This is a genomic window from Nocardia aurantia (assembly GCF_009604425.1).
Lineage (GTDB): Bacteria > Actinomycetota > Actinomycetes > Mycobacteriales > Mycobacteriaceae > Nocardia > Nocardia aurantia.
Genome location: NZ_WEGI01000003.1, coordinates 304,375 through 330,659 on the forward strand (window position 1 = coordinate 304,375; position 26,285 = coordinate 330,659).

The 26,285-nt window shown below is 69.9% G+C and carries 10 protein-coding genes (1 of these 10 running past the window's edge); 3 read left to right on the forward strand and 7 right to left on the reverse strand.

All coding sequences use genetic code 11. The annotated features are described in order from the left end of the window. A protein-coding gene (locus NRB56_RS07740) for a non-ribosomal peptide synthase/polyketide synthase (protein WP_153340403.1) crosses the window boundary here: on the forward strand, nt 1–10,260 show its 3' portion. Its footprint begins 10,245 nt before the window's first position; 10,260 of the gene's 20,505 nt are visible here — the last part of the coding sequence; its start codon lies off the left edge, out of view; its stop codon occupies nt 10,258–10,260. A gap of 549 nt (nt 10,261–10,809) precedes the next feature. Here NRB56_RS07740 and NRB56_RS07745 read toward each other — a convergent pair. Both NRB56_RS07745 and NRB56_RS07750 read right to left on the reverse strand, forming a co-directional pair. After that, nucleotides 10,810–11,808, reverse strand: coding sequence for a magnesium and cobalt transport protein CorA (locus NRB56_RS07745; RefSeq protein WP_153339845.1), 999 nt, complete (start codon nt 11,806–11,808; stop codon nt 10,810–10,812). 135 nt (nt 11,809–11,943) lie between these two features. Then, the gene (locus NRB56_RS07750; protein WP_153339847.1) at nt 11,944–12,318 is read right to left on the reverse strand and encodes a DoxX family protein; all 375 of its coding nucleotides are present in this window, start codon (nt 12,316–12,318) and stop codon (nt 11,944–11,946) included. A gap of 88 nt (nt 12,319–12,406) precedes the next feature. On the opposite strand from NRB56_RS07750, the gene NRB56_RS07755 reads away from it, so the two are divergent. After that, on the forward strand, nt 12,407–12,784 hold the full coding sequence (locus NRB56_RS07755; protein WP_153339848.1) for a winged helix-turn-helix transcriptional regulator: 378 nt from the start codon (nt 12,407–12,409) through the stop codon (nt 12,782–12,784). 31 nt (nt 12,785–12,815) lie between these two features. Here the strand turns inward: NRB56_RS07755 and NRB56_RS07760 are convergent, their stop codons facing one another. Genes NRB56_RS07760 through NRB56_RS07770 form a run of 3 tightly spaced genes read right to left on the reverse strand, consistent with a single transcriptional unit; the run spans nt 12,816 to nt 21,281 of the window. Beyond that, a complete protein-coding gene (locus NRB56_RS07760) occupies nt 12,816–13,496 on the reverse strand; it encodes a hypothetical protein (RefSeq protein WP_153339850.1) in 681 nt (226 codons plus the stop codon). Next, nucleotides 13,493–14,893, reverse strand: a complete 1,401-nt coding sequence (locus NRB56_RS07765; protein ID WP_153339852.1) for a condensation domain-containing protein — start codon at nt 14,891–14,893, stop codon at nt 13,493–13,495. The genes NRB56_RS07760 and NRB56_RS07765 overlap by 4 nt, the downstream gene beginning before the upstream one ends. A gap of 28 nt (nt 14,894–14,921) precedes the next feature. Next, nucleotides 14,922–21,281 carry a type I polyketide synthase gene (locus tag NRB56_RS07770; protein WP_153339854.1) on the reverse strand — a complete coding sequence of 2,120 codons (6,360 nt, stop codon included), beginning with the start codon at nt 21,279–21,281 and terminating at the stop codon, nt 14,922–14,924. Nucleotides 21,282–21,483: 202 nt separating this feature from the next. On the opposite strand from NRB56_RS07770, the gene NRB56_RS07775 reads away from it, so the two are divergent. Next, complete coding sequence (locus NRB56_RS07775; RefSeq protein ID WP_227837345.1) at nt 21,484–23,778, forward strand: MMPL family transporter; 2,295 nt, start codon at nt 21,484–21,486, stop codon at nt 23,776–23,778. Between the two features lie 31 nt (nt 23,779–23,809). Here NRB56_RS07775 and NRB56_RS07780 read toward each other — a convergent pair whose 3' ends face one another. Further along, on the reverse strand, nt 23,810–25,228 hold the full coding sequence (locus NRB56_RS07780) for an MFS transporter (protein WP_153339856.1): 1,419 nt from the start codon (nt 25,226–25,228) through the stop codon (nt 23,810–23,812). After that, on the reverse strand, nt 25,225–26,211 hold the full coding sequence (locus NRB56_RS07785; RefSeq protein ID WP_153339858.1) for an alpha/beta hydrolase: 987 nt from the start codon (nt 26,209–26,211) through the stop codon (nt 25,225–25,227). The genes NRB56_RS07780 and NRB56_RS07785 overlap by 4 nt, the downstream gene beginning before the upstream one ends. Nucleotides 26,212–26,285 lie beyond the last annotated feature (74 nt).

Consider the following 26,285-nt stretch of genomic DNA (forward strand, 5'->3'; position numbering starts at 1 on the left):
GTGGGCCGGGCCGATGATCAGGTGAAGGTCCGTGGGTTCCGGGTCGAGCCCGGCGAGGTGGAAGCCGCACTGGCGCAACATCCCTCGGTGACCCGCGCGGTGGTGACCGCGGTCGGCGCCGGCGCCGGCGGTAAGCGACTGATCGGATACGTGGTTCTCGATCGGCTGGCCGCACCCGGCGTCGACGGGGCACAGGTGCGCGAGTTCGCCGCCGAGCGGCTGCCCGATTTCATGGTGCCGTCGGTGGTGACGGTGATCGAGGCGGTGCCGATGACCCCTAACGGGAAGCTGGACCGCGCCGCGCTGCCCGCACCGGAAGTGGTGTCCTCCACCGGGTATCGGGCCCCGGGCACCGCCGCGGAGCGCGTGCTGGCCACCGTCTTCGCCGAGGTGCTCGGCGTCGAACGGGTCGGCGCGGACGACGACTTCTTCGAACTCGGCGGCGACAGCATCCGCTCGATCCAGGTGGTGTCGCGGGCCCGCGCACTGGGCGTGGTGGTCAGTGCGCGTGAGATCTTCGAACGGCGCACGGTCGCAGCGCTTTCCACGGTGGCCGGCGGGCGGGCGGCGGATCCGGTGCTGCGCGAGCTGGACGGTGGCGGCACGGGATGGATGCCGCTGCTGCCGGTGGCCCGGCACGTGCGGGAACTCGGCGCGGGATTCGAGGCGTTCAGCCAGTCCATGGTGCTGGAACTACCGGTCGGGATCGACCGGGCCGGCCTGCTCGCGACCGTGCGCGCGGTCGTGGATCGCCACGACGTGCTGCGGGCGCGGCTGCTCGACGACGAGCGCGGCGCGGGACTCGACGTCGTACCGCCGGGCGCGATCGATGTGGGGCGGTTCCTGCATCGGGTCGAGGCGACCGGCGCGGACACGATGGCCGCGGAACTGGAGGCCGCGGTCGGCCGCCTGGCGCCCGCCGCGGGCGCGATGGTGCAGTTCGTCTGGTTCGACGCCGGTCCGGACCGGCGCGGCCGGTTGGGGATCGTCGCGCACCATCTGGCGGTCGACGGCGTGTCCTGGCGAATCCTGTTGCCGGAGTTGGCGTCCGCGTGGCAGGCGGTGTCCTCCGGTGCCGCGCCGGCGCCGGCGGTGCCGGGCACCTCGCTGCGGCGCTGGGCACACGCCCTCGCCGAGGAGGCGCGCCGGCCGCGGCGGGTGGCGGAATTGGACTGGTGGCGCTCGGTGTCGGCGGGACCGGATCCGATGCTCGGATCCCGCCCGCTGGATCCGGCGGTCGACGTCATGGCCACCACCGAACACGTCGAGGTCCGGATTCCGGTGGCCGACACGGATATTCTGCTCGCCGCGCTGCCCGCGGCGTTCCACGGCGGCGTCGAGGACGGCCTGCTGGCCGCCCTGGCGGCCGCGGTGACCCGCTGGCGGGACCTCCGCGGCCGCGGTGCGGATTCGGTGCTGATCCGGCTGGAGGGCCACGGCCGGGAGGAGCACGTCGTCCCCGGCGCGGAGCTGTCGAACACCGTGGGCTGGTTCACCAGCATGTTCCCGATCCGCCTGCGGGCGGGCGCGACGGGGTGGGACGACCTGTGCGCCGGCGGCGCCGATGCGGGCGCGCTGTTCAAGGCGGTCAAGGAGCAGTTGCGCGCACTGCCGGACAAGGGCATCGGCTACGGGTTGCTGCGCTACCTCAATCCCGAGACCGCCATTGTGCTACAGGAATTTCCGACCGGCCAGATCGGGTTCAACTACCTCGGCCGGTTCACCTCCGCGGATCTGCTGCCGCAGCGGTTGCGCGGCGCGGGCTGGACGCCGGCCGAGGACGCCGGTCAGCTGATCACGCCGCTGAATCCGGCCCTGTCGGCGATGCCGGTGCTGTCGGTGCTCGACGCGCTGGCGATGATCGTCGACACCGACGCGGGCCCGGTGTTGCAGGCGGTGTTCTCCGCCCCCGCGGGCGTGCTGGCCCGGTCCGAGGTGGCGGAGCTGGCCGGGCTCTGGCGGGACGCGGTGCTGGGCCTGGTGCGGCACGCGACCACCGCCGGGGCGGGCGGTCTGACACCGTCGGATCTGCCCGCGGTGGCGCTCGGGCAGGCCGAGATCGAGGCGCTGGAGCGGCGGTATCCGGGGCTGGTGGACGTGTGGCCGCCGACGCCGATGCAGTCCGGTCTGCTGTTCCATCGTGGCTTGGCGGACAACGGATTCGACGCCTATCACATGCAGGTGGTGTTCACGCTGGCCGGAGCGGTCGATCCGGAGCGGCTGCGCGCGGCGGGGCAGGCACTGCTCGACCGGTATCCGAATCTGCGGGTGTGTTTCGGCGCCGACTCGCACGGCGATCCGCTCCAGTTGATCGTCGACCGCGTCGAATTGCCCTGGCGGGTAGTGGATCTCCGTGACGAGCCGGAGGAGATGGGTGCGCTGCTCGCGCGGGATCGCGCCGCGCACTTCGACGCCGCGGTCCCGCCGCTGCTGCGCCTGACGCTGGTGCGCACGGCCGCGCAGCGGTCGGAACTGATCCTCACCGCGCATCACGTGCTGCTCGACGGCTGGTCGCTGCCGCTGGTTCTCCGAGACCTGTTGCAGCTGTACGGTTCCGGTGGCGACACCACCGCAATGCCCGCCGTACCGGATTATCGCGACTATCTGACCTGGCTCGCCGCGCAGGACCCCGGGGCCGGCGTGCGGGCGTGGATCCGCGAACTCGACGGTGTCGGGGAACCGACCCTGCTCGCCGACGGTCTCGGAAAGCGCGGCGGCGCGGCCGATTCCGAGCAGGCCGGCGTCGAACGGATCGAGGTGGCGCTCCCCGCCGGAACGGTCGATGCCCTGAACCGGCAGGCGACCGCGCTCGGCGTGACGGTGAACACGATGGTGCAGGGCGGCTGGGGGATCGCGCTGGCGGTGTCGACCGGCCGTCGCGACGTGGTCGCCGGGGCGACGGTGTCCGGCCGCCCGCCCGCGGTCGCGGGAGTGGACGCCATGGTCGGGGTGTTCATCAACACCGTGCCCGTCCGGGTCCGGTTCGATCCCCGCGAGACCCTCGCCGGGATGCTCACCGGCCTGCAGGCCCGGCAGGCCGCCCTGCTGGACCATCACCAGGTCGGCCTGAGCGACATCCAGCAGGGCATGGGCATCGGCGCGCTGTTCGACACCCTGATCGCCTTCGAGTCCTATCCGGTCGATCAGGCTGGAATCGGCCGGGTCGCCACCGCCGGTGGCCTCACGATCGCCGACGTGCGGCCCGACACGCCCTCGCACTATCCGGTCACCCTCGTCGCCGACGCCCGTCCGGGCCTGCACCTGCAGCTGGAATACCGGACCGACGTCTTCGAGCGGCCGGTGGCCGAGGCGATGGCGGCGCGGCTCGCGCGAATACTCGAACAGCTGGCGTCCGACGCGCACATCCCGGTCGGGGCGATAGACACGCTCGGTCGCGGCGAGCGGGAAACGGTACTGCGCCAACGGAATCGGGCCGATGCGCGCGTACCCGCGGCGACGGTGGCCGGACGGTTCCGGGCCCGCGCCGCCGAGTGCCCCGATGCGGTGGCGGTCGTGTGCGGCGACACCGCGCTGAGCTACCGGGAACTCGACCTGCGGGCCGATCGGCTGGCGCGCGTACTGATTTCGCACGGGGCGCGGCCCGACGCCGTCGTCGCGGTGGCGCTGCCGCGCTCGGCCGGCGCGGTCGTGGCGCTGCTCGCGGTGTCGAAGGCCGGCGCCGCGTATCTGCCGATCGATCCGGCGTATCCGTCGGATCGGCTGGCGTTCATCCTCGGCGACGCCGCACCGGTCGCCGTCCTCACCGACGAGATCACCGCGAACACGCTGCCCCACAACGAGATTCCTCGGGTGTATCTCGACGGTCTCGATCTGTCGGACGGCCCGGGTCTCGATCGGGACGTCCCGGTACGGCCGCAGCACACCGCCTGCCTGATCTACACCTCCGGATCCACCGGTGTGCCGAAGGGCGTGGCCGTCACCCACCGCAACATCGTGACCTTCGCCGCCGATCCGATGTGGCGCGGTGGCGCCCACGATGCCGTGCTGTGGCACTCCTCGGCGGCCTTCGACGCCTCCACCTACGAGATCTGGGTGCCGCTGCTCGGCGGCGGCCGGGTCGTGGTGGCGCCCTCGGACGGCGGCGACCTCACGGCACTGGCCCGATTGCTGATCGAGAATCGGGTCACGGCAACGTTCTTCACGACCCGGCTGTTCGAATTGTTCGTCGAGCATCGTCCCGACGCGTTCGCGGGGATGCGCCAGGTGTGGGTCGGCGGCGAGGAGATCCCGGCGGACCTGCTCCGCCGGGCGATGTCGAGCTGTGCCGGCGTCCGCGTCGTGAACGGGTACGGTCCCACCGAGACCACGACGTTCGCGGTGACCCGCACGTTCGAGCCCGGCGAGGTGCTCGACGGCGCGATCGTGCCGATCGGCGTCCCGTTGGCCGATGTGGGTGCGTACGTGCTGGATTCGATGCTACGGCTCGCCCCGGTGGGCGTCGCGGGGGAGCTGTACCTCGCCGGTCCGCAGGTGAGCCGCGGATATCGGAACCGATCCGGGGCGACCGCCGCGCGGTTCGTCGCGGACCCCTTCGATTCGTCCGGCGGCCGGCTGTACCGCACCGGCGACGTGGTGCGGTGGAAGGCCGACGGGCAGTTGGAGTATGTGGGCCGCGCCGACGACCAGGTGAAGATCCGCGGTTTCCGGGTCGAGCTCGGCGAGGTGGAATCGGCACTGGCGCAACATCCCTCGGTCTCGCAGGCGATCGTGCTGGCCCGCGATCCCGGCGTCGGCGGGAAACGGCTCTTCGCCTGGGTCGTTCCCGGCGGACAGCCGCTCGACGGTCGTGACGTCCGCCGGTGGGTGGCGGACCGGTTGCCGGAGTACATGGTGCCGTCGGCGGTACTGGCGATCGACGCGGTCCCGTTGACCACCAACGGAAAACTGGATCGCGCGGCCCTGCCGGAACCGGACTTCGCGTCGGCGGCCGCGTACCGGGAGCCGGTCGGCGCCCGGGAACGAGCCCTGGCCGGGCTGTTCGGCGAGGTCCTCGGCCGCGACCGGGTCGGCGCGGACGACAACTTCTTCGAACTGGGCGGCCATTCGCTGCTGGCGACCCGGCTGGTGAGCCGGATCCGCACGGAACTCGGTGCCGAGGTGCCGATCCGCGCGGTGTTCGACGCTCCGACCGTGGCGCGGCTGGCGGCCCGGCTGGACGTGCATGCGCAGGTACGTCCGGCGCTGTCGATCCGGCCCCGGCCGGAGGTGGTGCCGCTGTCGTTCGCGCAGCGCCGGCTCTGGTTCATCCACCGGCTCGAAGGCCGCTCCGCGACCTACAACATCCCGCTGGCGGTGCGGCTGACGGGTGTGTTCGACGCGTCCGCCTTCGCCGCGGCCCTCGGCGACGTCGTGGCCCGGCACGAGAGTCTGCGAACGGTTTTCGCCGAGGTGGACGGCGCGCCGTCGCAGCGGGTGCTCGACCCCGCCGACGTCGACGTGCCGGTCACCGTCGCCGATGTGGTTCCCGGAGAACTGGATTCGGCGGTCGTCGCGGCGATCCGGTACGGATTCGACCTGTCGGCGGACATCCCGATCCGCGCCGACGTCTTCCGGCACGGGGTCCACGAATGCGTGCTGGTGCTGGTGGTGCACCACATCGCCGGTGACGGCTGGTCGCTGACGCCGTTGCTGCGCGATCTCGCCACCGCGTACACGGCCCGGCTCGCCGGTGCCGCGCCGGCCTGGGCTCCGCTGCCGGTCCAGTACGTGGATTACACACTGTGGCAACAGGACTGGCTGGGCTCGGTGAGCGATCCCGCCAGCGTCGTATCCCGGCAGTTCGACTACTGGCGCCACGAGCTGGACGGCGTGCCCGAACAGTTGCAGCTGACCACGGATCGGCCCCGTCCGCGGGTCGCGAGCTACCGCGGCGACCTGGTGCCCTTCGAGATCGACCTCGCGACCCGGACCGCGGTGGAGCGGCTGGCCGCTCGCGAGGGCGCGACGGTGTCGATGGTGCTGCAGGCGGCCCTGGCGGTGCTGCTGTCGAAACTCGGTGCCGGGGAGGATATTCCGATCGGCGCCCCGATCGCCGGGCGCACCGACGAGGCTCTCGCCGATCTGGTCGGATTCTTCGTCAACACCTGGGTGCTGCGGACGAACGTGCGGCCCGCCATGTCGTTCACGGACCTGCTGGCGCAGGTGCGGGCTAAGGCGCTGGCGGCGTACGACAATCAGGACGCGCCGTTCGAATTGCTGGTGGAACTGCTGAACCCGGCGCGCTCCGCGGCGCATCACCCGCTGTTCCAGGTCACTCTGGCGTTCCAGAACAATGCCCTGCCGGTCATCGAATTGGGGGGCGTCGGATTCGAGCCCTATCCGGCCTCGATCGACACCTCCCGATTCGACCTGTTCTTCAATGTCGCCGACGCTCCGGCGGGGCAGGCGTGGAACGGGTTCGTGGAGTACGCGACCGAGCTGTTCGACCGTACGACGGTCGAGGCGATGGCGCGGCGGCTGGTACTCGTCCTGGCATCGGCGGGCACGGATCCCGGTGTCCCGGTCGGGGCGATCGAGATACTGGCCCGCGACGAACGCGAACTGGTACTGCGGCAGTGGAACGAGACCCGCACCGGCGTCCCGGACTCGACCCTGGTCGCGTTGTTCGAGGCGCGGGCCGCCGCACAGCCGGAGGCGGTCGCGGTGATCTGCGGGGACGTGGAACTGACGTATCGGCAGCTGGATTTCCGGGCGAATCTGCTCGCCTGGGAACTGATGTCGCGTGGCGCCGGACCCGACACGGTCGTCGCGGTGGCCCTGCCGAAGTCCGCGGAGTTGCTGGTGGCGTTGGTGGCGGTGGCGAAGGCCGGCGGCGCGTACCTGCCCGTCGACCCCGGATACCCGTCGGACCGGCTGGCTTTCGTCTTGGCCGATGCCGCACCGGTTCTCGTGGTGACGGATTCGGTCACCGCGGGCGTGCTGCCCCCGGCCGCGGCGCCGTTGCTGCTCCTCGACACCCTCGACATGCATGCGCCCGGTAGCGATCTCGTGGTACCGGTGCGTCCGCAGAATCTGGCGTATGTGATCTACACGTCGGGTTCCACGGGTGTGCCGAAGGGCGTGGGGGTCACGCATCGGAATGTGGTGAATCTGGTGGCGCAGGCGTGGCCGGCCGGTCGCGGTGATCGGGTGCTGGTGCATTCGTCGGTGGCGTTCGACGCCTCGACCTACGAGATCTGGCCGGCGTTGTGTGGCGGTGCCGTCTTGGTGGTGGCGGTCGAGGAGCGGTCGGATCCGGCGGAGATCACCCGGCTGGTGCGGTCCCGCGCGGTGACGAAGCTGTTCGCGACGCCGCCGCTGCTGGCCGCGCTGGCCGAGTACGCGGACTCCCTGCCGGACAACCCGTTCGAGAGCCTGCGGCAGGTGCACACCGGCGCCGACGTCCTCTCCGCCCGCGTGATCGAGACGCTGCGCACCCGGTGGCCCGACGTCGCCGTCGAGAACCTCTACGGCCCCACCGAGGCCACGGTGAACGTCACGTCCGCAGCGGTGCCCGAGACCGTCGACGGTGCGGTGCCGATCGGCGCCCCGGTCGCCAATACCCGTGCCTACGTGCTCGATTCGTGGCTGCGGCCGGTCCCGGTCGGGGTGCCCGGCGAGTTGTACGTGGCCGGTGCGCAATTGGCGCGCGGCTATCGCGGCCGCACGGACCTGACCGCCGCGCGCTTCGTCGCCGATCCCTTCGCCGGCGCCGGGGACCGGATGTATCGCACCGGCGACATGGTGCGGTGGACGCGCGCCGGGGTGCTGGAATTCGTCGGCCGCGCCGACGACCAGGTCAAGATCCGCGGTTTCCGCGTCGAGCCCGCCGAGGTGGAAACCGCACTGGCGCAACATCCCTCGGTGTCCCGGGCGGTGGTCGTGGCACGCGAGAGCGAATCCGGCGGCAAGCAGCTGATCGGCTACGTGGTCGCCGACCGGTCCGGCCCGATCGGCGTCTCGGACGAATTCGTCGGGCAGTGGCAGCAGGTGTACGACGACCTGTACACGACCGCCGACGCGCCGTTCGGTGCGGATTTCGGCGGCTGGGACAGCAGCTACACCGGGGAGCCGATCCCGGTGGAACAGATGCGGGAATGGCGGTCGACCAGGGTCGAGCGGATCCGTGACCTGAACCCGCGGCGCGTGCTCGAGATCGGGGTCGGTTCGGGCCTGCTGATGTCGCAACTGGCCCCGGACTGCGAAGAGTATTGGGCGACGGACTTTTCCGCGGCCACCATCGCCACCCTCCGGCGACAGGTGAGCGCCCTGGACGCGGACTGGACCGGCCACGTCACCCTGAACGTGCGGACCGCCGACGACATCGGCGGGCTGCCCCGGGACCACTTCGACACCGTGGTACTGAATTCGGTGATCCAGTATTTCCCCGGACAGCGCTACCTGCGCGACGTTCTCGAACGGGTCCGGGGCCTGCTGGTCGACGGCGGCGCCGTATTCGTCGGCGACGTCCGCAATCTGGCGCTGCTGGAGGAGTTCGCGACCGCGGTCCAGATCGCGCGCAACGGCGGCGCCGACCCGGCCGCTGTCGCCGACCGGGTCCGCCGCGACATCGCCGCCGAACAGGAACTGTTGCTGGCCCCCGAATTCTTCGCGGGAATGTGCGGCGGCACAACCGGATTCGACACCGTCGACATCCAGCTCCAGCGCGGCGACGCGATCAACGAACTGACCAGATATCGCTACGATGTCGTGCTGCGCAAGGCGCCACCGGACCCGATCTCGGCCGCCGAGGTGCCGACGCATGTCTACCGCGACGAACAGTCGCTGCGCACGCTGCTCGAAACCGCCCACCCGGCCGGGATCCGGGTGACCGGTATCCCGCATTCGGGCCTCGCCGGTCAGGTCGAAGCGGCACAACGCATCCGGTCCGGCCACCCGGTCACCGCCGTCGAGGAACGGGTGGAAGCGGCCCTGCTGCCCGAGGATCTGCACCGGCTGGGCCGGCGATTCGGCGACATCACCGCCGTCACCTGGTCGGCCGAACCGGGCCGGATGGACGCGGTCTTCCTCGACGCGGCCACCGCCGCCGGCCGGCCGCTCGCCGACATCTACCTGCCCGCCGGGCCGATCGGCGACCCGGCCCGCCACGCCAACAACCCGCAGGCCGGCCTGCTCGCCGCCGACGTGCGGCGCTGGGTGAGCCGCCGGCTGCCGGAATACATGGTCCCCGCGGTGGTCACCGTCATCGACGAGGTGCCGCTGACGGCCGGCGGAAAACTGGACCGCAAGGCGTTACCGGACCCCGAATTCGCCTCCGCGGTCGAATATCTGGCCCCGACGAACGAACGCGAACGGGTCCTGGCCGGCCTGTTCGCGGAGATCCTCGGACTCGACCGGGTCGGCATCGACGACGACTTCTTCGCCCTCGGCGGCCACTCCCTGCTGGCCACCCGCCTCACCAGCAAGATCCGGGTGGCTCTGGGGGTGGAGGTCCCCGTCCGGGTGATCTTCGACGCCCCGACGGTCGCGCAGCTGGCGCCCCGCCTCGACGAGGCCGCGCAGAGTACGGATTTCGATCCGGTGCTCGTCCTGAAGAACACCGGCTCCGGAAACCCGTTGTGGTGCCTGCACCCCGGCGGTGGCCTCGGCTGGTTCTACCAGCAACTCGGCCCGCACCTGCCCGATCGCCCGATCTACGCCATCCAATCCCGTGGCCTGGACGGCGGCCCCCTGGCCGGTTCCTTCGAAGAGATGATCGACGACTACACCGATCAGATCCTGGAACTCCAGCCCGACGGCCCGTACTTCCTGCTCGGCTGGTCGTACGGCGGGATCGTCGCCCACGCGCTCGCGCGGCGACTCACGCAGCGCGACAAGCGGATCGGCTTCCTCGGCGTCGTGGACAGCAAACCCGTGGTGCCGATGGACGAACAACCCGACGTCTCCGAGGACGACGCCCTCGCCGGAATCCGGGCCTGGGCGGCGGACAGATTCGGCGAGCAACTCGAATCCGAGGTCGTCCGGGAGCTCGTCGAGCGCGCGACGAAGGTGCTCATCAACAACAGCACCCTCCTGGAAGGCTGCACCTCACCCGTCCACGACGGCGACCTGACGATCTTCGGCGGCACCGTCGACCCCGACAGCAACCGAATCGACGACGTCGCAACGGATCTGACGGACGCCTGGCGCCCGCACCTCACCGGACGGATCGAGGTGTTCGAAATCGACTGTGCCCACGGCGATTTCGATCGCCCGGAGAACATGGACCGGATCGGGCGGATATTGCGCGATCTGCTGTAACCGCGGTGCCGTTGTCCTCGGCAGCGGCACACCTCTGTCGCCCCCGGCCGGGTCCTGCCTGTCAGGACCCGGCCGCGACCGGAAACGCTGCGGTAACCGATAGGTCCGCACAATCGTATAGAGTGCCGATCCGTGGTCTGGCGGATCTGGAATTTCGGGTGCGCGGATCACGGGACATAGTCCTGGCAGATCTGGAATAGATCTGGCGCGGATCCGGAATTTCCAGCTCGTGGACCTCGAACCGTTCACGCGGTCGGTCACCCAGCGAACGATCCGTAGCGCCAGGGTCCACAGTGTCGACACGAAACCGTGAGTGGAACCGTCGCCGCGATCGAAGTCAAAGCCTCCGGCACCGTCACCGATCGCGATTTCGACGGACTGCGCCTACTCCGCGACAAACTGGGCAGCGACTTCGCCGGCGGTGCGGTCGTCAATTTGGGTCAGAGGTCATACACGTACGAGGACAAACGGCATGTCCTGCCACTCGACCGACTCTGGAACCCGGTTCCCGCTGTGGCCTGAGAGGCTTGAGCTCGTTGCCGTCGCCGGTCACAGCCACTTACTGCGACGGAAAAGGATCAACAGCCCGGCGCACAACACCACCATCACCGTGAGCACCACCGGATAGCCCCAAACCTGTTGCAGCTCGGGCATGTGCTCGAAGTTCATGCCGTAGATGCCGGCGATCATCGTGGGCACGGCGCCCATGGCGATCAGCGCGGAGATCTTGCGCATATCGGTATTCTGCTGCACGGCGGTCTTCGCCAGCGCCGCGCTGATCATCGCGCTGAGCGACTCGTCGAAGATGGTGATCTGCTCGGTGACGACGGTGTGATGGTCGGCGACATCGCGCAGATAGCGGCGGACCTCCTTCGGCAGCGGCATCTCCTTCTGGATCAGCATCTGCAACGGCAGCGCGAACGGCGCTACCGCCCTTCGCATTTCGACGACCTCGCGTTTGAGCTGATAGATGGGCTCGATCGCCATGGTGGTGCCCGGGGTGAAGATCTCCTCCTCCATGGCGTCGACATCCTGCTCCACCGCCTGCGCGACATCGATGTACGAGTCCACCACGTAGTCAGCGATCGCGTGCAGCACCGCCCCCGGCCCCCGCCGCAACCGATCCGGATCGGCCTCCAGCTCCCGCCGCACCCCCGACAACCCGGTATGGTCCCCGTGCCGCACCGCGATGACGAAATCACCGGCGACGAAAACCAGGATCTGACCGGTCAGCACGATCTCACTGACGGTGTGCATATCGTGTTCCATATATGCGACGGTGCGCATGACGACCACGAGAGTGTCGTCGTAGCGCTCCAGCTTCGGCCGCTGCCGGGGACGCGCCGCGTCTTCGGCAGCAAGCGGATGCAGACCGTACATTTCGGCGATCTCGGCCATCTGCCGCTCATCGGGCTCGTGCAACCCCAGCCACACGAACCCGCTACCCCGCTCCCGCACCTCCGCCAGCGCGGAGTCCGGGCCGAAACTACCGGGCAGCCGTTCGCCATCGACGTAGACCGCGCAGTCGACCACGGCAGGATCCGGCATCTTGGGAACGGACGCCGAGGTAGCGCGATCGGATGGAGGCGGCGGCGAGGCAGGTGACACCGAACGATCGTGTCATCGACTCGCCGGCCGGGTAGACCCGGGGATCGTCGCGCCGTCTGGTCTGCGCTGTTCTCGTCAGAACGCCGTGGCGAGCCACGCCGCCACGGCGGCGAGAACGATCAGTACCAGGTTGAGCCCGGTGTTCTTCACCTCACCACGCGACAGATGCAGCCCGGCCGCGAACACCTGCAAGACCGCGAAGCACACCGCGGCCACGACAGCCAGCACCGGTGCGATACCGGTGGCCGGCGGCAGGATGAGTCCGGCTGCTCCGATGATCTCCACGGCGCCGACGAGCCGCACCACCGGCATCGGGATGGTGTCGACCCACCCCATCATCGGGGCGAGCTGTTCCTTGCTCTGCGCGACCTTCTTCCCCCCGGCGTAGAGATAGAACACAGCCAGCAGTGCCGCGACGATCCAGTACCCGACAACCACCGTGACCTCCATGGTTCCGATTTGTGAGTAGGGCCATGATGCGTCACTGTCGATGGGTTCACAAAAGGCACATCCGTGTTACCGACCGCCAGGAGCGCCGATGTCGAAGTACGAGAAGACCTGCCTGATCCGCGGTGACGGCGGGCGCGCCATCCGCGGCATCCTCGACCGCATCGGCGACAAGTGGACCCTGCTCGTGGTCGCGACCCTGCACGGCGAACGCATGCGGTTCACCACCCTCATGCACCGCATCCCCGGCATCTCCCAGCGCATGCTGACCCTGACCCTCCGGCACCTGGAACGTGACGGCCTGGTCGGCCGCACGGTCTTCGCCGAGGTGCCGCCCCGCGTCGAATACGAACTCACCGAAATGGGCCGCACCCTGATCGAACCCGCTGTGACACTTGCGGAATGGGCCGTCGAGCACAACGGGGAGATCGAGCGCAGTCACCGGGCCTACGATTCCCGGGACGAGTAACCGCCACGGATCGTCCGTCGCGGGCCCGTGTTCAGGTCACCAATTCCAGTACCCCGCGGGGATCCCACGGCATCGGGCCGGTGGGGAAGGCGCAGCGGATCATTCGGTGGGGGGGAGTGGCCTCGAGGTGGACGACCACGGGTGGGAGGAAGCCGGTGAGCATCTTCTCCAGCATGGTGTGGAGGCCCGACAGGCGGGGGCGCAGGCGGACCTGCCGGCAGTCGATCGGGCCGAGGGGGGTTTCGATGACGGTGTCGCGCTCGACCTTCGCGTTCACCGGGATGTGCACCGAGAAGGCCAGCCACAGGGCGATATTCGTTTCGGCGCCCTCGGTGAGGTCCAGGCCGCGCAGCAGGGTGAGGCCCGCCGCCAGGGGCATGAGGTCGGTGGGGAAGGGGGCTATGCCGGTGCCGATCTGGAGGTGGGGGGTGCCGAGGAAGTTTGCTTCCTCGCGGCTCACCAGGGTTGCGCCGGAACGGGTTTCGGCGCGGTAGTGGGTGGCTCGGAGGCGGTCGGCCGTGCGCTGGAAACGCTGTTCGACGGTGACGGTGAACTCGCCCGCGATCAGCTGGACGACCGAGGTGTAGCCGCGGGCGTCGTGGCCGGTCACGCTGACCACGTCGAGGGCCGGTGGCTGGTCGCCGATGCTCACGGTGTAGACGGATTTCTCGCCGTCGGGGATGCCGGGGTCGCGAAAGACGGTGTTGCTCATGGGTTCTCCCGTGCGGCTGCGGTGAAGACCGCTGCCAGTCGATTCACGTAGCGGTCGACGGAGCCGTGTGCCACGGGGGTGTCGGGGTGGACGACGCTCAGGGTGGTGCCGCCCGGCAGGCGGTTGATCCAGATCAGGACCTGTTCGGAGGCGGCGCGATTGGTGTAGAGGCCGCACGCGGCCAGGTCGAAGAATTCGTTGCCGGGCAGGTCCCGGGCGTCGACGTACGAGATCATCGGGCAGGCCCAGCCGGGGCTCACATCCAGATCGGTGTCGGCGGGCAGTAGTTCGACCACCCGCTGGAACGAGGTGGTCGTCAGGCGCAGGCCGTTCTCGTAGGCGTACTGCGCGCGGGTGACCACCCGGTCGAAGGAGGTGGTGGGGCCGAGGGGGAACGCCACCGGCAGCAGGGTCACGTACCAGCCGACCGAGGCGCGTTCGGCGGCGGTACCGCGGGTGGTCACGGGTGTCATGCCGAAGTAGTAGTCGCTGTCGGCGATGTCGCGTTCGGCCAGCGCGATCGCGGCGAAGACGCCGCCGACGAATTCGGCGCCGTTCGCGCGGCAGCGCTGTTCGAAGCGGGCGGCGGTGTCCTCGTCGAACAGGGTCACCGTGCGGTGTGCGCTGCGGTTGTAGACGTCGGTGCGCCTGCCCAGGTCCAGGGGGAACGACGGTAGGCTGCCGCCGTTTCCGCGAATCAGCTCCAGCCACTTGCGGACACCGGGCGAGGTCAGCGACATCTGTTGTGTGTAGGCGCGTTCGGTTGTGCAGTAGTCGAGATAGCTTGCCGCGGGGACGAGTTGGTCCGGTGTCTCGTCCCACACTTCGCGCATGTAGAGCAGGGCCAGATCGAATCCGGACAGGTATTGGCCGAAGCCGTCGGTGTGCAGGTGGTCGACCGCGAGGTAGAGCGTGGTCGATGCGTCGCGTTCGATGACCCCGAAGGTGAAGCAGTCCCAGTCGAAGGGGCCGGGGGTGGTCTTCTGCACGTGGTCGCGGACGGTCTCCGGGTCGTCGACCCAGCCGTAGTCGACGGGTACGAACTCCACGTCCTGCTCGGGGACCAGGTGGCGTTCCATCGCACCACCCGGCCCGATCCGGAACCATGTGCGAAAGGTGTCGTGCCGCAACAGGAATGCGTTGACGGCGCGGGTCATCGCGGCGTGATCCAGGTCGCCGGTGGGGATTTCGGCGGTCACCAGGCACAGGCCGGAGTAACGGAACTCCGCGGTGGCGTGCCGGTCGGCCAGTCGCAGGTACTGCTCCTGCTGGTGCGAGGGTGGCGCGGGGTGGACCGGCGCCAGCCGCGCCCGCTCGGCCGACCTGGGTGACGCCACCCAGCCGGTCAGCCGGCCGGGCGCCGGTTCCCATTCGTCGATCAGGCCGAAATCGACCATGTCCCACCCTCGTTTCGATGACGTCCGGTCACGACGCGGCTCCGATTATCAGTTCGGCCACCTTCGGGCCGGCCTGCTCCAGGCTGAACGACCGGCCCATCTGCAGTGACATCAGGTCGATGCCGAGGGTCTTGGTGACCCGGGCGCCGAGTTCCACGGCCATCAGCGAATCCAGGCCCAGTTCCGGTACGGGGACCGTCATGTCGATGGATTCCACCGGGACGCCCATGACCACGGCGAGTTCCTCGGCCATCTTGCGGGCCACGAAGGTGCCGCGCTTGCCCTCCTCGATCGCGGCCACCTCGGCCCGCAGCCGGGCCAGTTCCGAGGTGTCCTTCGCGGAGACCTGCGCGAGCGCCATCGTGCGGCCCGTGCGGGTCAGCTGCGGGAAGGTGCCGGTGAGCTTCGCCCAGTCCGTGGGGATGATCCCCGCGCGCGAAATGCCTAGGCGCAGAGTCTGTTCCAGGTAAGCGGTGGCGTCCGCCATATCGATCGGGTCGAAACCGACGAGATCCAGGTATTTCACCGCCGTCTCGTCGGCGGCCATGCCGCCGGTCGCGCCGGACAGGTGGCCCCAGCCGACGCACAGCGCCCGTTCCCCGGCCTTCGCCCATTCCTGGGCCATGGTCTCCACCGCGAGATTGGCGGCACAGTAGTTGTACTGGCCGTAGATGCCGTACATCGAACCACCGGAGGAGCAGAGCACGAACATGTCCGGCCGGATCCCGGCCGCCGCCACCGCCTCGTGCAGCACCCGGGCGCCGTGCACCTTGGGCCGGTACACGATGTCCAGCTCGTCGAATGTCATTGCCTCGAGCCGATTGTCGGCGACCGAACCGGCCGCGTGGAACACCCCGCGCAGCGGATGTCCGGCGGTGTGCGCCCGGCCGACGATCGCGGCGACCGCCGCCGCGTCGGTGACGTCGGCCAGTTCCCGGACCACCTCGACGCCGGTCGCGTGCCAGGCCTCGAGCTGGCGGCGCGCCTCCTCGGTGCCCGCGCCGCGGCGGCCGACCAGTACCAGCCGGCGCGCGCCGCGCAGGGTCAGCCAGCGCCCGATCGCCATCCCGAAACCGCCGAAGCCGCCGGTGATCAGATACGTCGCGTCCGGGTCGATCTCGACCTGCGGCAGAGACGGCCGCACGGCGGGCAGCGGCGAATCCATCCGCAGGGCGATGCGGTTCAGGCCGGTGGAACGGATGGTCTCCTCGAAAGCGCTCGCCACGTCGTCGGTGTCGAACAACCGGTAGCGCAGCGGCGTGTAGATCCCGGCGAGCACCTTCTCGTAGACCCGTTGCAGCAGGGCGATCAGCCGTTGCGGATCTGCGGCGACCAGCCGGTCGAGGTCCATCGAGTAGTAGGCCACGTTCTTGTCGAAGTTGGCCATCTCCAGCAGGCCGCCGGTGTAGATGTCCGCCTTGCCGACCTCGACGATGCGGCCGAATTCGGCGACGGCGGAGAAGTTCTGCCGCAGGATCTCGCCGGGTGCGCTGCTCACGACCACCTCGACGCCCCGGCCGCCGGTCAGGGCGAGCACGTCGTCGACGAAGTTCAGTGAGCGCGAGTCGATCGCGTGGTCGGCGCCGAGGCCGAGGACATGGGCCCGGCGTTCGTCGGTGGAGGCGGTGCCGATGATGCGCGCGCCCCGGTCCTTGGCGACCTGGATCGCCGCGGTGCCGACACCCCCTGCGGCGCCGTGGATCAGCACGGTCTCGCCCGGTTGCAGCCGGGCCAGATCGTGCAGCGCGTATTCGGCGGTGCCGAAAGCGATGGTGCTGGTGCAGTATCCGGGATCCGCGTCCGGGGGCAGCGCGATGGCCCGGTCCCGATCGACCAGGACGTAGCGTTGCATCATGCCCTTGGCGGCGATCGCGACCAGGTCGCCGACCGCGAGATCGGTGACGCCGGAACCGATCCGGACCACCTCGCCGACCCCTTCCATCCCGGGGACGGTGCCGAAGTAGGTCGGCGCGAGCTCGCGCTCGCCGAGCAGGCCGATGACCTTCAGCGGATCCTTGTAGTTCAGGCCGATGACCTTCATCCGGACCTCGACCTGATCCGCGCCCGGCCGCGGGCGCGGGCACTGCCGCCAGGACAGCGCCGACAGCATACGGGTACGGGGCAGTTCCAGCGCGAAATTGGCCGACGGGTCGGTCAGCGGCGCCGCGGTGTCCAGCGCGTCCAGCCGATCCGGCAGCGGTTTGGTGATCAGCGGGCTCCAGCGGGTGCCGGCGCGCAACGCCACCTCGTCGGTGTCGTCGGTCCAGAAGGCGCCGGGGACGGCGAGTTCGGTGACCAGATCGGCGATCTCGGTGCCGGGCGTCACGTCGATCAGCCGCCACCGCAGGGGAGTCTGCTCGTTGAGCAGTACCCGGTGCGCCCCGGCGAGGGCGGCCTGCGCCGGGTCCGCGGGAGCGGTGTCGCCGGGTACGGCCAGCGCGTGTTCGGTCACCAGGGTGGCGTGACACCGGCCGTCCTCGAACTTCTCCGCGGCGCGGTCGGCGCTCTCCGGGTACGCGAAGTCGTTCACGGTGGCCGCGATTCGCTTCAGGGTCCACAGGTCGGCCAGGTCGTCCGGGCCGGCGCCCGCGACCACGACGACGTGCAGCCGGTCCGTGCCCTCGTCGCGCGCGGCCGCCAATGTCGCGGTGAGGGTGTCCGATTCGGCGTCCCGGCCGAATTCCGAAGGCCGGTCCGGGTTCTCGGAGACCGGCGGCTGTCGCGTGGACGATTCGACGAGATGCAGCCGCGCGCCCGGGACGGCCGCCGCCAGCGACCGGGCGCGGCGGGTCGCGCCGCCGCCGAGCGCGAGTACCACGGTACTGACCGAATCCTGGGGCAGCGCAGTGGGTTCCAGCGGATCGCGGGCCCGCATGGTCTCGGTGTAGAAGAAGTCGGCCATCCGGCGCAACGGGTCCTGGCCCGGCGTGAGCGCGCCGATCTGCAGGCCGCTCAGGCGCATCACGAGGTTGTGGTCGTCGTCGAGCAGATCGACATCGGCCCGCAGCCGCGCTTTCGGGTCGGTGCGGGCGACCACGGTGATCCGCTCGGGCAGTGGGGCGACCAGTCGCACCGCCGCGACGCCGACCGGGACCAGTGTGCCCTCGTCGATGCGGGATTCGGCGAACAGCAGGGCCGCGGTCTGCATGGCCGCGTCGACGACCGCCGGATGTGCGGCGTGCCGAGACCCCACCGCGATGCTGCCGTCCACGGTGGCCGTCACCGTGTCCTTGCCGACCCGCGCGGACAGCACCCGCCGGAAGGCGGGCCCGTAGTGCAGACCGGCGGCGGCCAGGCCGCTGTAGAACAGCTTCGGGTCGACGTCGACGCCGACCGCGATGTCCGGAACCTGCACGCGCGTGCGCTGGTGACTGCCGGTCAGCATGCGGCCGGAGGCGTGCAGGGTCCACGCGGTGCCGGTGGCCGAGCGGGAGCGGATCAGGAAGCGGCCGCTGGCCTCCTCCACGGTCAGGGCGAGCAACGGCACGTCCGGCGCGCCCATGATCAGCGGCGCCACGAAGCGGACCTGTTCCAGCGCAACGCGTTCGACGCCGAGTCGCTTCGCCGTGGCGCTGAGCGCCGCGTCCAGGTACGCGGCGCCCGGCATGATCTTGACGCCGTTGACCACGTGATCGGCCAGCCACGGCAGCAGTTCGGTGCCGACCTGGAGCAGCCAGTCCGGCCGGCCCTCGACGTCGGGATCGCCGAGCATGGCGTAGCTGCCGGGAGTTCCGAGCCGGGCCTGCTCGAACAGCGGCAGCGCCGAGTACAGCCGGGTCCGCTGCCACGGATATCGCGGCAGCGGCACGTGCGGTGTGGCGGCGCGATCCGGCGGGAACAGGATGTCGAGGTCGAGCACGCCCGCGCCGTGCAGTCCCAGGAGGGTGCGCCGGATGCTGTCGGAGTCGGGCTGTTTGCGATCCAGTGTCGGCACCGTGGTGCCGTTGATCTCCGCGCCGAGCAGCGTCTCGCGAATGTTGCCGGACAGCACCGGATGTGGGCCGACCTCCAGGAAGACCCGGCGCTCGGCGATCAGTCCGGTGATCGCGTCGGCGAAACGCACCGGCAGGCGGACGTTGTCGCACCAGTACCCGGCGTCCCAGTCCGGTCCGGTCACCTGCGTGCCGGTGACCGACGAATACAACGGCACGGTCGGCGTCCGCGGCTCCAGAGTCGCCAGCGCCGTGCGCAATTCGTCCAGAATGGGGTCCATGAGCCGGCTGTGGTAGGGCACCTCGACCCGCAGTGGCCGCGCGAAAACACCGTCCTCGGTGAGCTTCTCGCCGATCTCCTCGAGCCGGTCGACATCGCCGGAGAGGGTCAGGGAACTCGCGCTGTTGATCGCGGCGATGTCGACGCGCGGATCGTCGGCGACGAGTTCGAGGGCCTGTTCCCGCGACATGCCCACGGCGAGCATGCCACCGGAGCCGGCGGTGGTGGCCTGCAATCGCGCCCGGTGGTGGGCCACCAGGACCGCGTCGCGCAGGGAGAGCATTCCGCTGACATACGCGGCGGCCACCTCGCCGACGCTGTGGCCGACGATCGCCGCCGGCACGATGCCGTACCGGGCGAGTTCGCGCACCAGCGCCACCTGCACCAGGAAGTTGGCCGGTTGCGCGACCTCGGTCGCGGAGACCCGCGACTGTTCCTCCGGTTTCAGCAGTTCCTCGATGATCGACCAGCCCGCGACCTTGCGGAACTCGGTGTCGACCTCGGTGGCGGCGTCGGCGAAAACTCCTGTGGTGGTGAGCAGTCCGCGCGCCATGCCCCACCATTGCGGGCCCATGCCGGAGAACACGAACACCGGTTCGGTGGTCCGGGCGACGATGGTGCGGACCGCGTCGCGGCCCTCGCCGGCGGCGAACGCGCGCAGGTCGTGGACGAGGTCCTCGGTGTCGCCGAGCAGCATGCCGGTGCGGAACTGGTGATGCGCCATCCGGGTCCACGCGGCCTCGGCCAGCCGTCCGGGTTCCGCGCCCGCGGTGATCAATTCGGCGAACCGCCCGGCCAGGGCGCGTGCCGCAGCGGTGCTGCGTGCCGAGATCGGCAGTACGCCATAGTGTTTCGGCTCCGGTGCGGACTCGACGACGATGGCGGGCCGATATTCGGACAGGATCGCGTGCGCGTTGGTGCCGCCGTAGCCGAAGCCGTTGACCGCCACGGCCATCGGCGGGGCGTCGGCGGGCAGCGGTTCGGCCTCCACCTGGACGTGCAGGCCGAGTTCGTCGAACGGGATGTCCGGGTTGGGCCGGTCGATCCAGCCCTGCGGCGGGATCGTGCGATGCCGGATGGCCAGCGCCGCCTTGATCACGCTGGCGATGCCCGCCGCGGCCTCGGTGTGCCCGAGGGTGGACTTCACCGAGCCGACGCCCAGCGTCCGGTCGCGTTCGGCCGGAACGCCGAAAACCTTGCCCAGAGCCCGCAATTCGACCGGATCACCGACCAGGGTGCCGGTGCCGTGCGCCTCGACGTAGGTGATCGATGCCGGAGCCAGCCCGGCGCGGGCGCAGACCGTCCGCGCCAGCGACTCCTGGGAATCCACGTTCGGCACGGTGATCGCGGTGGTGCGGCCGTCCTGGTTGGCGCCGGTCGCCTTCACCACGGCGTAGATCCGGTCGCCGTCGCGCACCGCGTCGTCGAGCTTCTTCAGCGCCACCATGCCCGCGCCCTCGCCCCGGCCGTAGCCGTCCGCGGCGGCGTCGAAGGACTTGCAGCGGCCGTCGGCGGCGAGGAAGCCGCCCTTGCACATCAGTACGAAGGTCTCCGGCTGCAGCATCACGTTGACGCCGCCCGCCAGCGCCACCTCGCAGTCGCCGTTCGCCAGTGCCTGACAGGCCAGATGGAACGCCACCAGCGACGACGAGCAGGCCGTGTCGACGGTGAGGGCGGGCCCGATCAGGTTGAGCGCGTAGGCGATTCGGTTGGACAGCATGGTGTACGACGCACTGGCCGGGGTGTGCATGTCGGTGTGGAACAACGCGGGGCCCACCACGCCGATCACCGACTGGTCCACCACGAAGCCGCCCACGTAGACGCCGACCTGCCCGCCCGCCGCGCGCGCGGCGATCCCGGCGTCGTCGAGGGCCTCCCAGGTGACCTCCAGCATCAGGCGCTGCTGCGGGTCGAGCACGGTGGCCTCGCGCGGCGAGATGCCGAAGAAGTCCGGATCGAACTCCCAGGGATCGGTGGTCATGAAGGCGCCGCGCTTGGTGTAGCTGCGGCCCGGCGTGCGCGGTTCCGGATCGTAATAGCGGCGATAGTCCCAGCGATCGGCCGGCATGTCCGTCACTCCGTCGCGCTTGTCCAGGACGAATTCCCAGAAAGTGTCCGGTGAGTCGATCCCGCCCGCGAACCGGCATCCTATGCCGACAATTGCGATATCCGACATGCACCCCTCCAGGGTCGGATCAGTCTGATTGGCAACGAGTTTCGGCGCACCCAGAATGCGACTGCGGGCGATGGACGCCATTTCGGGGAGACCTCACAAACTGATCATGGTTGAATTGTGAAGTCTCGAATGCGTCCGTTCAGGCGCTGTCCGGCCCATTGCGGCTGCCTATGTTTCAGGTGACCGGCGGTATGCGCCGGCGATGAAATTCTCGGTGGGAGCGGCGATGTCGGGCGAGTTCACCGGCTGGATACAGTTGATCGTGAAACGGCGGTTCACCGTCCTCGTCGTCGTGGTCGGCGCGCTGCTGGCGCTCGGTGGCTACGGCCTCGGACTGCCCGATCACCTGGGCGTCAGCGGATGGGACGATCCCGGCTCGGAATCGGCGCGGTCGGCCCGGCTGCGGGACCACGCGTTCGGCCACGACCACGCTGCCGACGTGCTGCTGCTGTTCCACGCGCCGGCCGGGGCGACCGTCGATGATCCGCACTTCGCCGCTACCGCGATCGACTACCTCAACGGTCTGCCGCAACGCTTTCCGGGCGAGATCGACCGGATCAACGGGGCGTACTGGGCCACCGACACCGGATTGGCCATGCCCGAGGTCTTCGGCACCGAGGACCGCGGCCACGCCTTCGCCTCGGTCGCGATCCGCGGCGACGACGACACCACCCTGCTGAACAACTATCGCAAGGTCGCGGGCGAGCTCGCGCTACCCGGCGTCGACGTGGAAATCGCCGGGCGGCAACCGATCGCGCTCGCGCTCAACGACACCATGGCACAGGACCAGCGCCGGATGGAACTGTTCGCGATCCCCGCGGTGGCGGTGCTGCTGTTCTTCCTGTTCGGTGGTGTGATCGCAGCCGCCCTGCCGCTGGCCGTCGGCGGGCTGACCGTCCTGGGCGCGTGGGGGATCGTCCGTTTCCTCACCGGCTTCATGCAGGTGAATTCCTTCGTCTCCCCGGTGGTTTCGATGATCGGCCTCGGCCTGGCCATCGACTACGGACTGTTCATCGTGAGCCGGTTCCGGGAGGAACTGGCCGCGGGGCACGAGGTGCCGGAGGCGGTGGGGCGTGCGGTCGCCACCGCGGGCCGCACGGTGGTGTTCTCCGCGACCGTCGTGGTGGCCGCGGCGGGCGCGATTCTGCTGGTGCCGCAGGGGTTCCTGCGTTCCTTCGCGGTCGGCGCGATGGTGACGGTGGCGCTGGCGGCGCTGGTCTCGGTGACGGTGCTGCCGGCCGTGCTCGCAGTCCTGGGCCGGGGCGTGAATCGGCTGGGCTTCAACCGGTTCCATTCGCGCCGTGCGCAATCCGATCAGCGCGGTAATCCGTGGGGCCGGATCGCCGGCTGGGTGATGCGCCGGCCGGTCCTGGCGGCGGTGCCGGTGGTGGCGATCCTCGTGGTGCTCATCGCGCCGGTGCGTGATGTCGCGTTCGGCGGTATCTCCGAACGTTTCCTGCCGCCGGAGCATCCGGTGCGCACGGCCCAGCGGCATTTCGACGAGCTGTTCCCGCTGCGGCAGACCGATCCGGTCGAGATCGTGGTGACCACGGCCGCCACGGCCGATATCGACGAGGTGGTGGCGACGGCGAACCGGGCCCCGGGTTTGAAGGCGCCGTTCCCGGAGCCCTTCCACGCGCCGTCGCAGCTGGGTGTGTTCACCACCTCGACCTCGCTGCGGGACGCGCACGACGCGCGGGAGACCATCGACTATCTGCGGGCCATGCCGGTGCCCAAGGGCACGACCGTGCTCGTCGGCGGCCAATCGGCGGTGGAACGGGACAGCGTTGCGGCGCTGCGGCATCGGATGCCGTGGGTGGTCGCGCTGGTCTTCCTGGTCACCACCGTGCTGCTGATCCTGGCCTTCCGCGCGCCGATACTGCCGTTGGCGGCCGGGTTGCTGAACCTGCTGGGGCTGGGCTCCACCCTCGGCGTGCTCACCTGGATCTTCGCCGACGGCCACGGCGCCGGTTTGCTGAACTTCACACCGCAGCCGATCATGGCTCTCGTTCTGGTACTGATCATTTCGGTGATCTACGGGTTGTCCACCGATTACCAGGTGTTCCTGCTCGCTCGCATCCACGAGGCGAGGGCGCGCGGCGCGAGCGATGCCGAGGCGGTGCGACTCGGGGTCGCGCGGACCGGATGGATCATCACCGCCGCCGCCCTGGTCCTGATCGTGGTGTGCGGCGCGTTCGCGCTGTCGGAGCTGGTGATGATGCAGTACATCGCCATCGGGATGGCCACGGCGCTGTTCATCGATGCCGTCGTGCTGCGCCTGCTGCTGATGCCCGCGATCATGCGGATGCTGGGCGCGGTCGCCTGGTGGACGCCCGGCCCGTTGCGGCGCCGGGCCCCGCGTGCGGAGCCGATCGCGGCCGCCGAGCACCACGAAACCCGTTCGCCACGTGATGAATTCGATGCGCCGCTCCGCGAGGACCGGCCGCTGCCGGACGAAATCGGGGAGCCGGCGGCCGGTCCGGGGCCGCGCCGGTAGCCACGGCGAACGGGTCGGCGCGCCGGGCGGGTCATTTCGTGGTGGCGGGCGTCCACGGGGTGGATCCGAGCTTGGCGCGGCGATCCGGCAGTGCCAGCGTGAGTACGCCGAGACCGGCTGCGGCGACGGCGATCGCGCTCAGCATGGTCATGCTGCCCGGCAGCGTGTGCGCCCGGAAGAACAGCGCGCTGAGCACCGCGAGCCCGACCGAATTGCCGATCTGCTCGACGGTGGGCAGCAGGCCGGACGCCTCGTCCATGTCCCGATCGTCCAAGCCCGCGAGCATGATCGGCTGCAACGGGACCCCGAACACCCCGACCCCGAAGCCCGCCAGGAACACCGGGCCCGTGACCAGCGCCAGATTCACCGCCCCGGAACTGACGGACAGATATCCCACGCCCACCGCGACCAGCCCGCCGAACAGGCCGACCCCGGCGGCGAGCGCCCGAACACCGAAGCGGTTCACCAGTTTCGGCGACAGGACCGCACCGGCACCGGCACCGATGGCGAAGGGGGTCATGGCGATTCCGGTGCGCAGCACGGAAAACCGCAGCACCTCCTGCAGCAGCACCGAAACGGTGAACACGAAGGCGGTGAACAGCCCGAAGAATATCGTCACCAGCACCGAGCCGACCGCGAAACCCCTGTCGCCGAACAGGTCCAGCCGGACCAGCGCCACTGCGCCGCGACGCCGGGCCGCCCGCTCGTGGACCACGAACAACCCGCCGAGTACCAGCGCGGCCGCGGTACAGCCCCACTGCCACGGCCGCGGACCGGCCTGATTGTCCGACAACGCGAACAGCAGCAGAAACAGTGCGGCCGTGGCGATCACGGATCCGCGCAGATCCAGCGGCGGGCGCCGCGGCGCCGCCCCGATCCGCAGGTACTTCCAGGCCAGGGCGACGGCCACCACCCCGAGCGGCAGATTCATCAGGAAGATGACGTGCCAGCCCAGCCCGAACGGGTTCACGGTGACCAGCACGCCGCCCAGGATCGGGCCGAGCATGCCCGCGAAACCCGCGGTGGCGCCGTAGGCGGCGAACGCGTACGGCTGATGTTCGCGCCGGAACGAGGCAGTGATGATCGCGATGGTCTGCGCCGCCATCCCCGCCCCCGCCACGCCCGCGACGATCCGCGCCAGATCCAGTTCCACAGCGCTGGTGCACATTCCGCACCACAACGAGGCCGCGGTGAACCCCGCCGCCGACCACAGGAACATCCGCCGCCGCCCCGCGATCGCGCCGAGCCGGGCCGCGGTGAGCAGGACGCACGCGAAGGCCAGCGAGTAACCGGCCACGAACCACAACTGCTGGGATCGGGACGCGGCCAGATCGCCGGTGATCACCGGCAGCGCGGTGGTGACGATCGTGACGTCGATCATCTGCATGAACACCGAGATCAGGCACGCCCCGAACGAGCCGAGCGCCACGGCCGCCTCGCCGCGGGTCATCGCAGCGCCTCCTCGAACATCGGCCAGGACCTGTGCAGATCGTCCTGCCAGTAGCCCCACGAATGGGTGCCCGCGGGCCGCAGATCGAAGGTCGCGGCAATCCCCAACGCGCGCAGCCGATCCTGCAACTGCCGGGTGCACGTGTTCGCGATCGCCTCCATCGGCATCCCGATCAGGAACTGGTAGATCAGCTGCACGGCGTCTCCGCGCGTGTATCCGAGATTCTCGTTCACGCCGGGCAGACCGCTGCCGGCCGACACGTAGATCGCGGTGCCGCGCAACTCTTCCGCGTGCAGGTACGGGTCGTTCGCCCGCCAGGCCGGATCGTCCGGCGGCCCCCACATGTTGGCGACCGTGCCACGCTGGGTGGTGACCACCGTCTCGACGATGGCCTGCCCGGTGGGGTCACTGGTGCGCGCACACCCGCTGAACGAGCCGATCGCCCGGTAGAAACCCGGTGCGGAGAGCGCCAATTGGAACACCGAGGTCCCCGCCATCGACACCCCCGCGATCGCGTCCGCGCCCGTGCCGTGGAACTCCCGATCCACCAGCGGCGGCAACTCCCGCGTGAGAAACGTTGCCCAGCGCTGCTTCCCGAGCACCGGATCGTCCGCCCGCCAATCGGTGAAATAGCTTCCGGCCCCGTCCATCAGAACGACGACATTCACCTGCTCGCCCGCGAGGAATTCGGCGAGATCGGTGCGGTCGAGCCAATTCCCGTCCGAACCCCCGCTGGAACCGTTGAGCAGATACAGCACCGGCGCCGGCGCATCCGGATCGGCAGCCCGCAGCACGGTCATCCGCACCACTCGGCCCATCGCCGTCGAATACACGTCGAGTTGCGCCTGCCGGCCCGGCCCGGGCCGCAGTTCCCGGATCTCCGAGTTGTCGGCCCGTGCGGCAACAGCGTGCACGCTCGCCCAGGAGAGAATCAGCAGAGCGGTGAGGAACGCGCCACACATTCGCCGGGAATATCCCGTCATATCGACTCCTGCCCCGAATGAGAAGGCCCGAACCGGAGTCAAGAGCACCCGTGTGCCGCGGCGCGCGCTATCCC

Excerpts from the sequence above, each read along its gene's own strand:
- NRB56_RS07745 (WP_153339845.1), bottom strand. The coding sequence starts at position 11,808 with ATGCCGGATCCTGCCGTGGTCGACTGCGCGGTCTACGTCGATGGCGAA.
- NRB56_RS07750 (WP_153339847.1), bottom strand. The coding sequence starts at position 12,318 with ATGGAGGTCACGGTGGTTGTCGGGTACTGGATCGTCGCGGCACTGCTG.
- NRB56_RS07755 (WP_153339848.1), top strand. The coding sequence starts at position 12,407 with ATGTCGAAGTACGAGAAGACCTGCCTGATCCGCGGTGACGGCGGGCGC.
- NRB56_RS07760 (WP_153339850.1), bottom strand. The coding sequence starts at position 13,496 with ATGAGCAACACCGTCTTTCGCGACCCCGGCATCCCCGACGGCGAGAAA.
- NRB56_RS07765 (WP_153339852.1), bottom strand. The coding sequence starts at position 14,893 with ATGGTCGATTTCGGCCTGATCGACGAATGGGAACCGGCGCCCGGCCGG.
- NRB56_RS07770 (WP_153339854.1), bottom strand. The coding sequence starts at position 21,281 with ATGTCGGATATCGCAATTGTCGGCATAGGATGCCGGTTCGCGGGCGGG.
- NRB56_RS07775 (WP_227837345.1), top strand. The coding sequence starts at position 21,484 with ATGAAATTCTCGGTGGGAGCGGCGATGTCGGGCGAGTTCACCGGCTGG.
- NRB56_RS07780 (WP_153339856.1), bottom strand. The coding sequence starts at position 25,228 with ATGACCCGCGGCGAGGCGGCCGTGGCGCTCGGCTCGTTCGGGGCGTGC.
- NRB56_RS07785 (WP_153339858.1), bottom strand. The coding sequence starts at position 26,211 with ATGACGGGATATTCCCGGCGAATGTGTGGCGCGTTCCTCACCGCTCTG.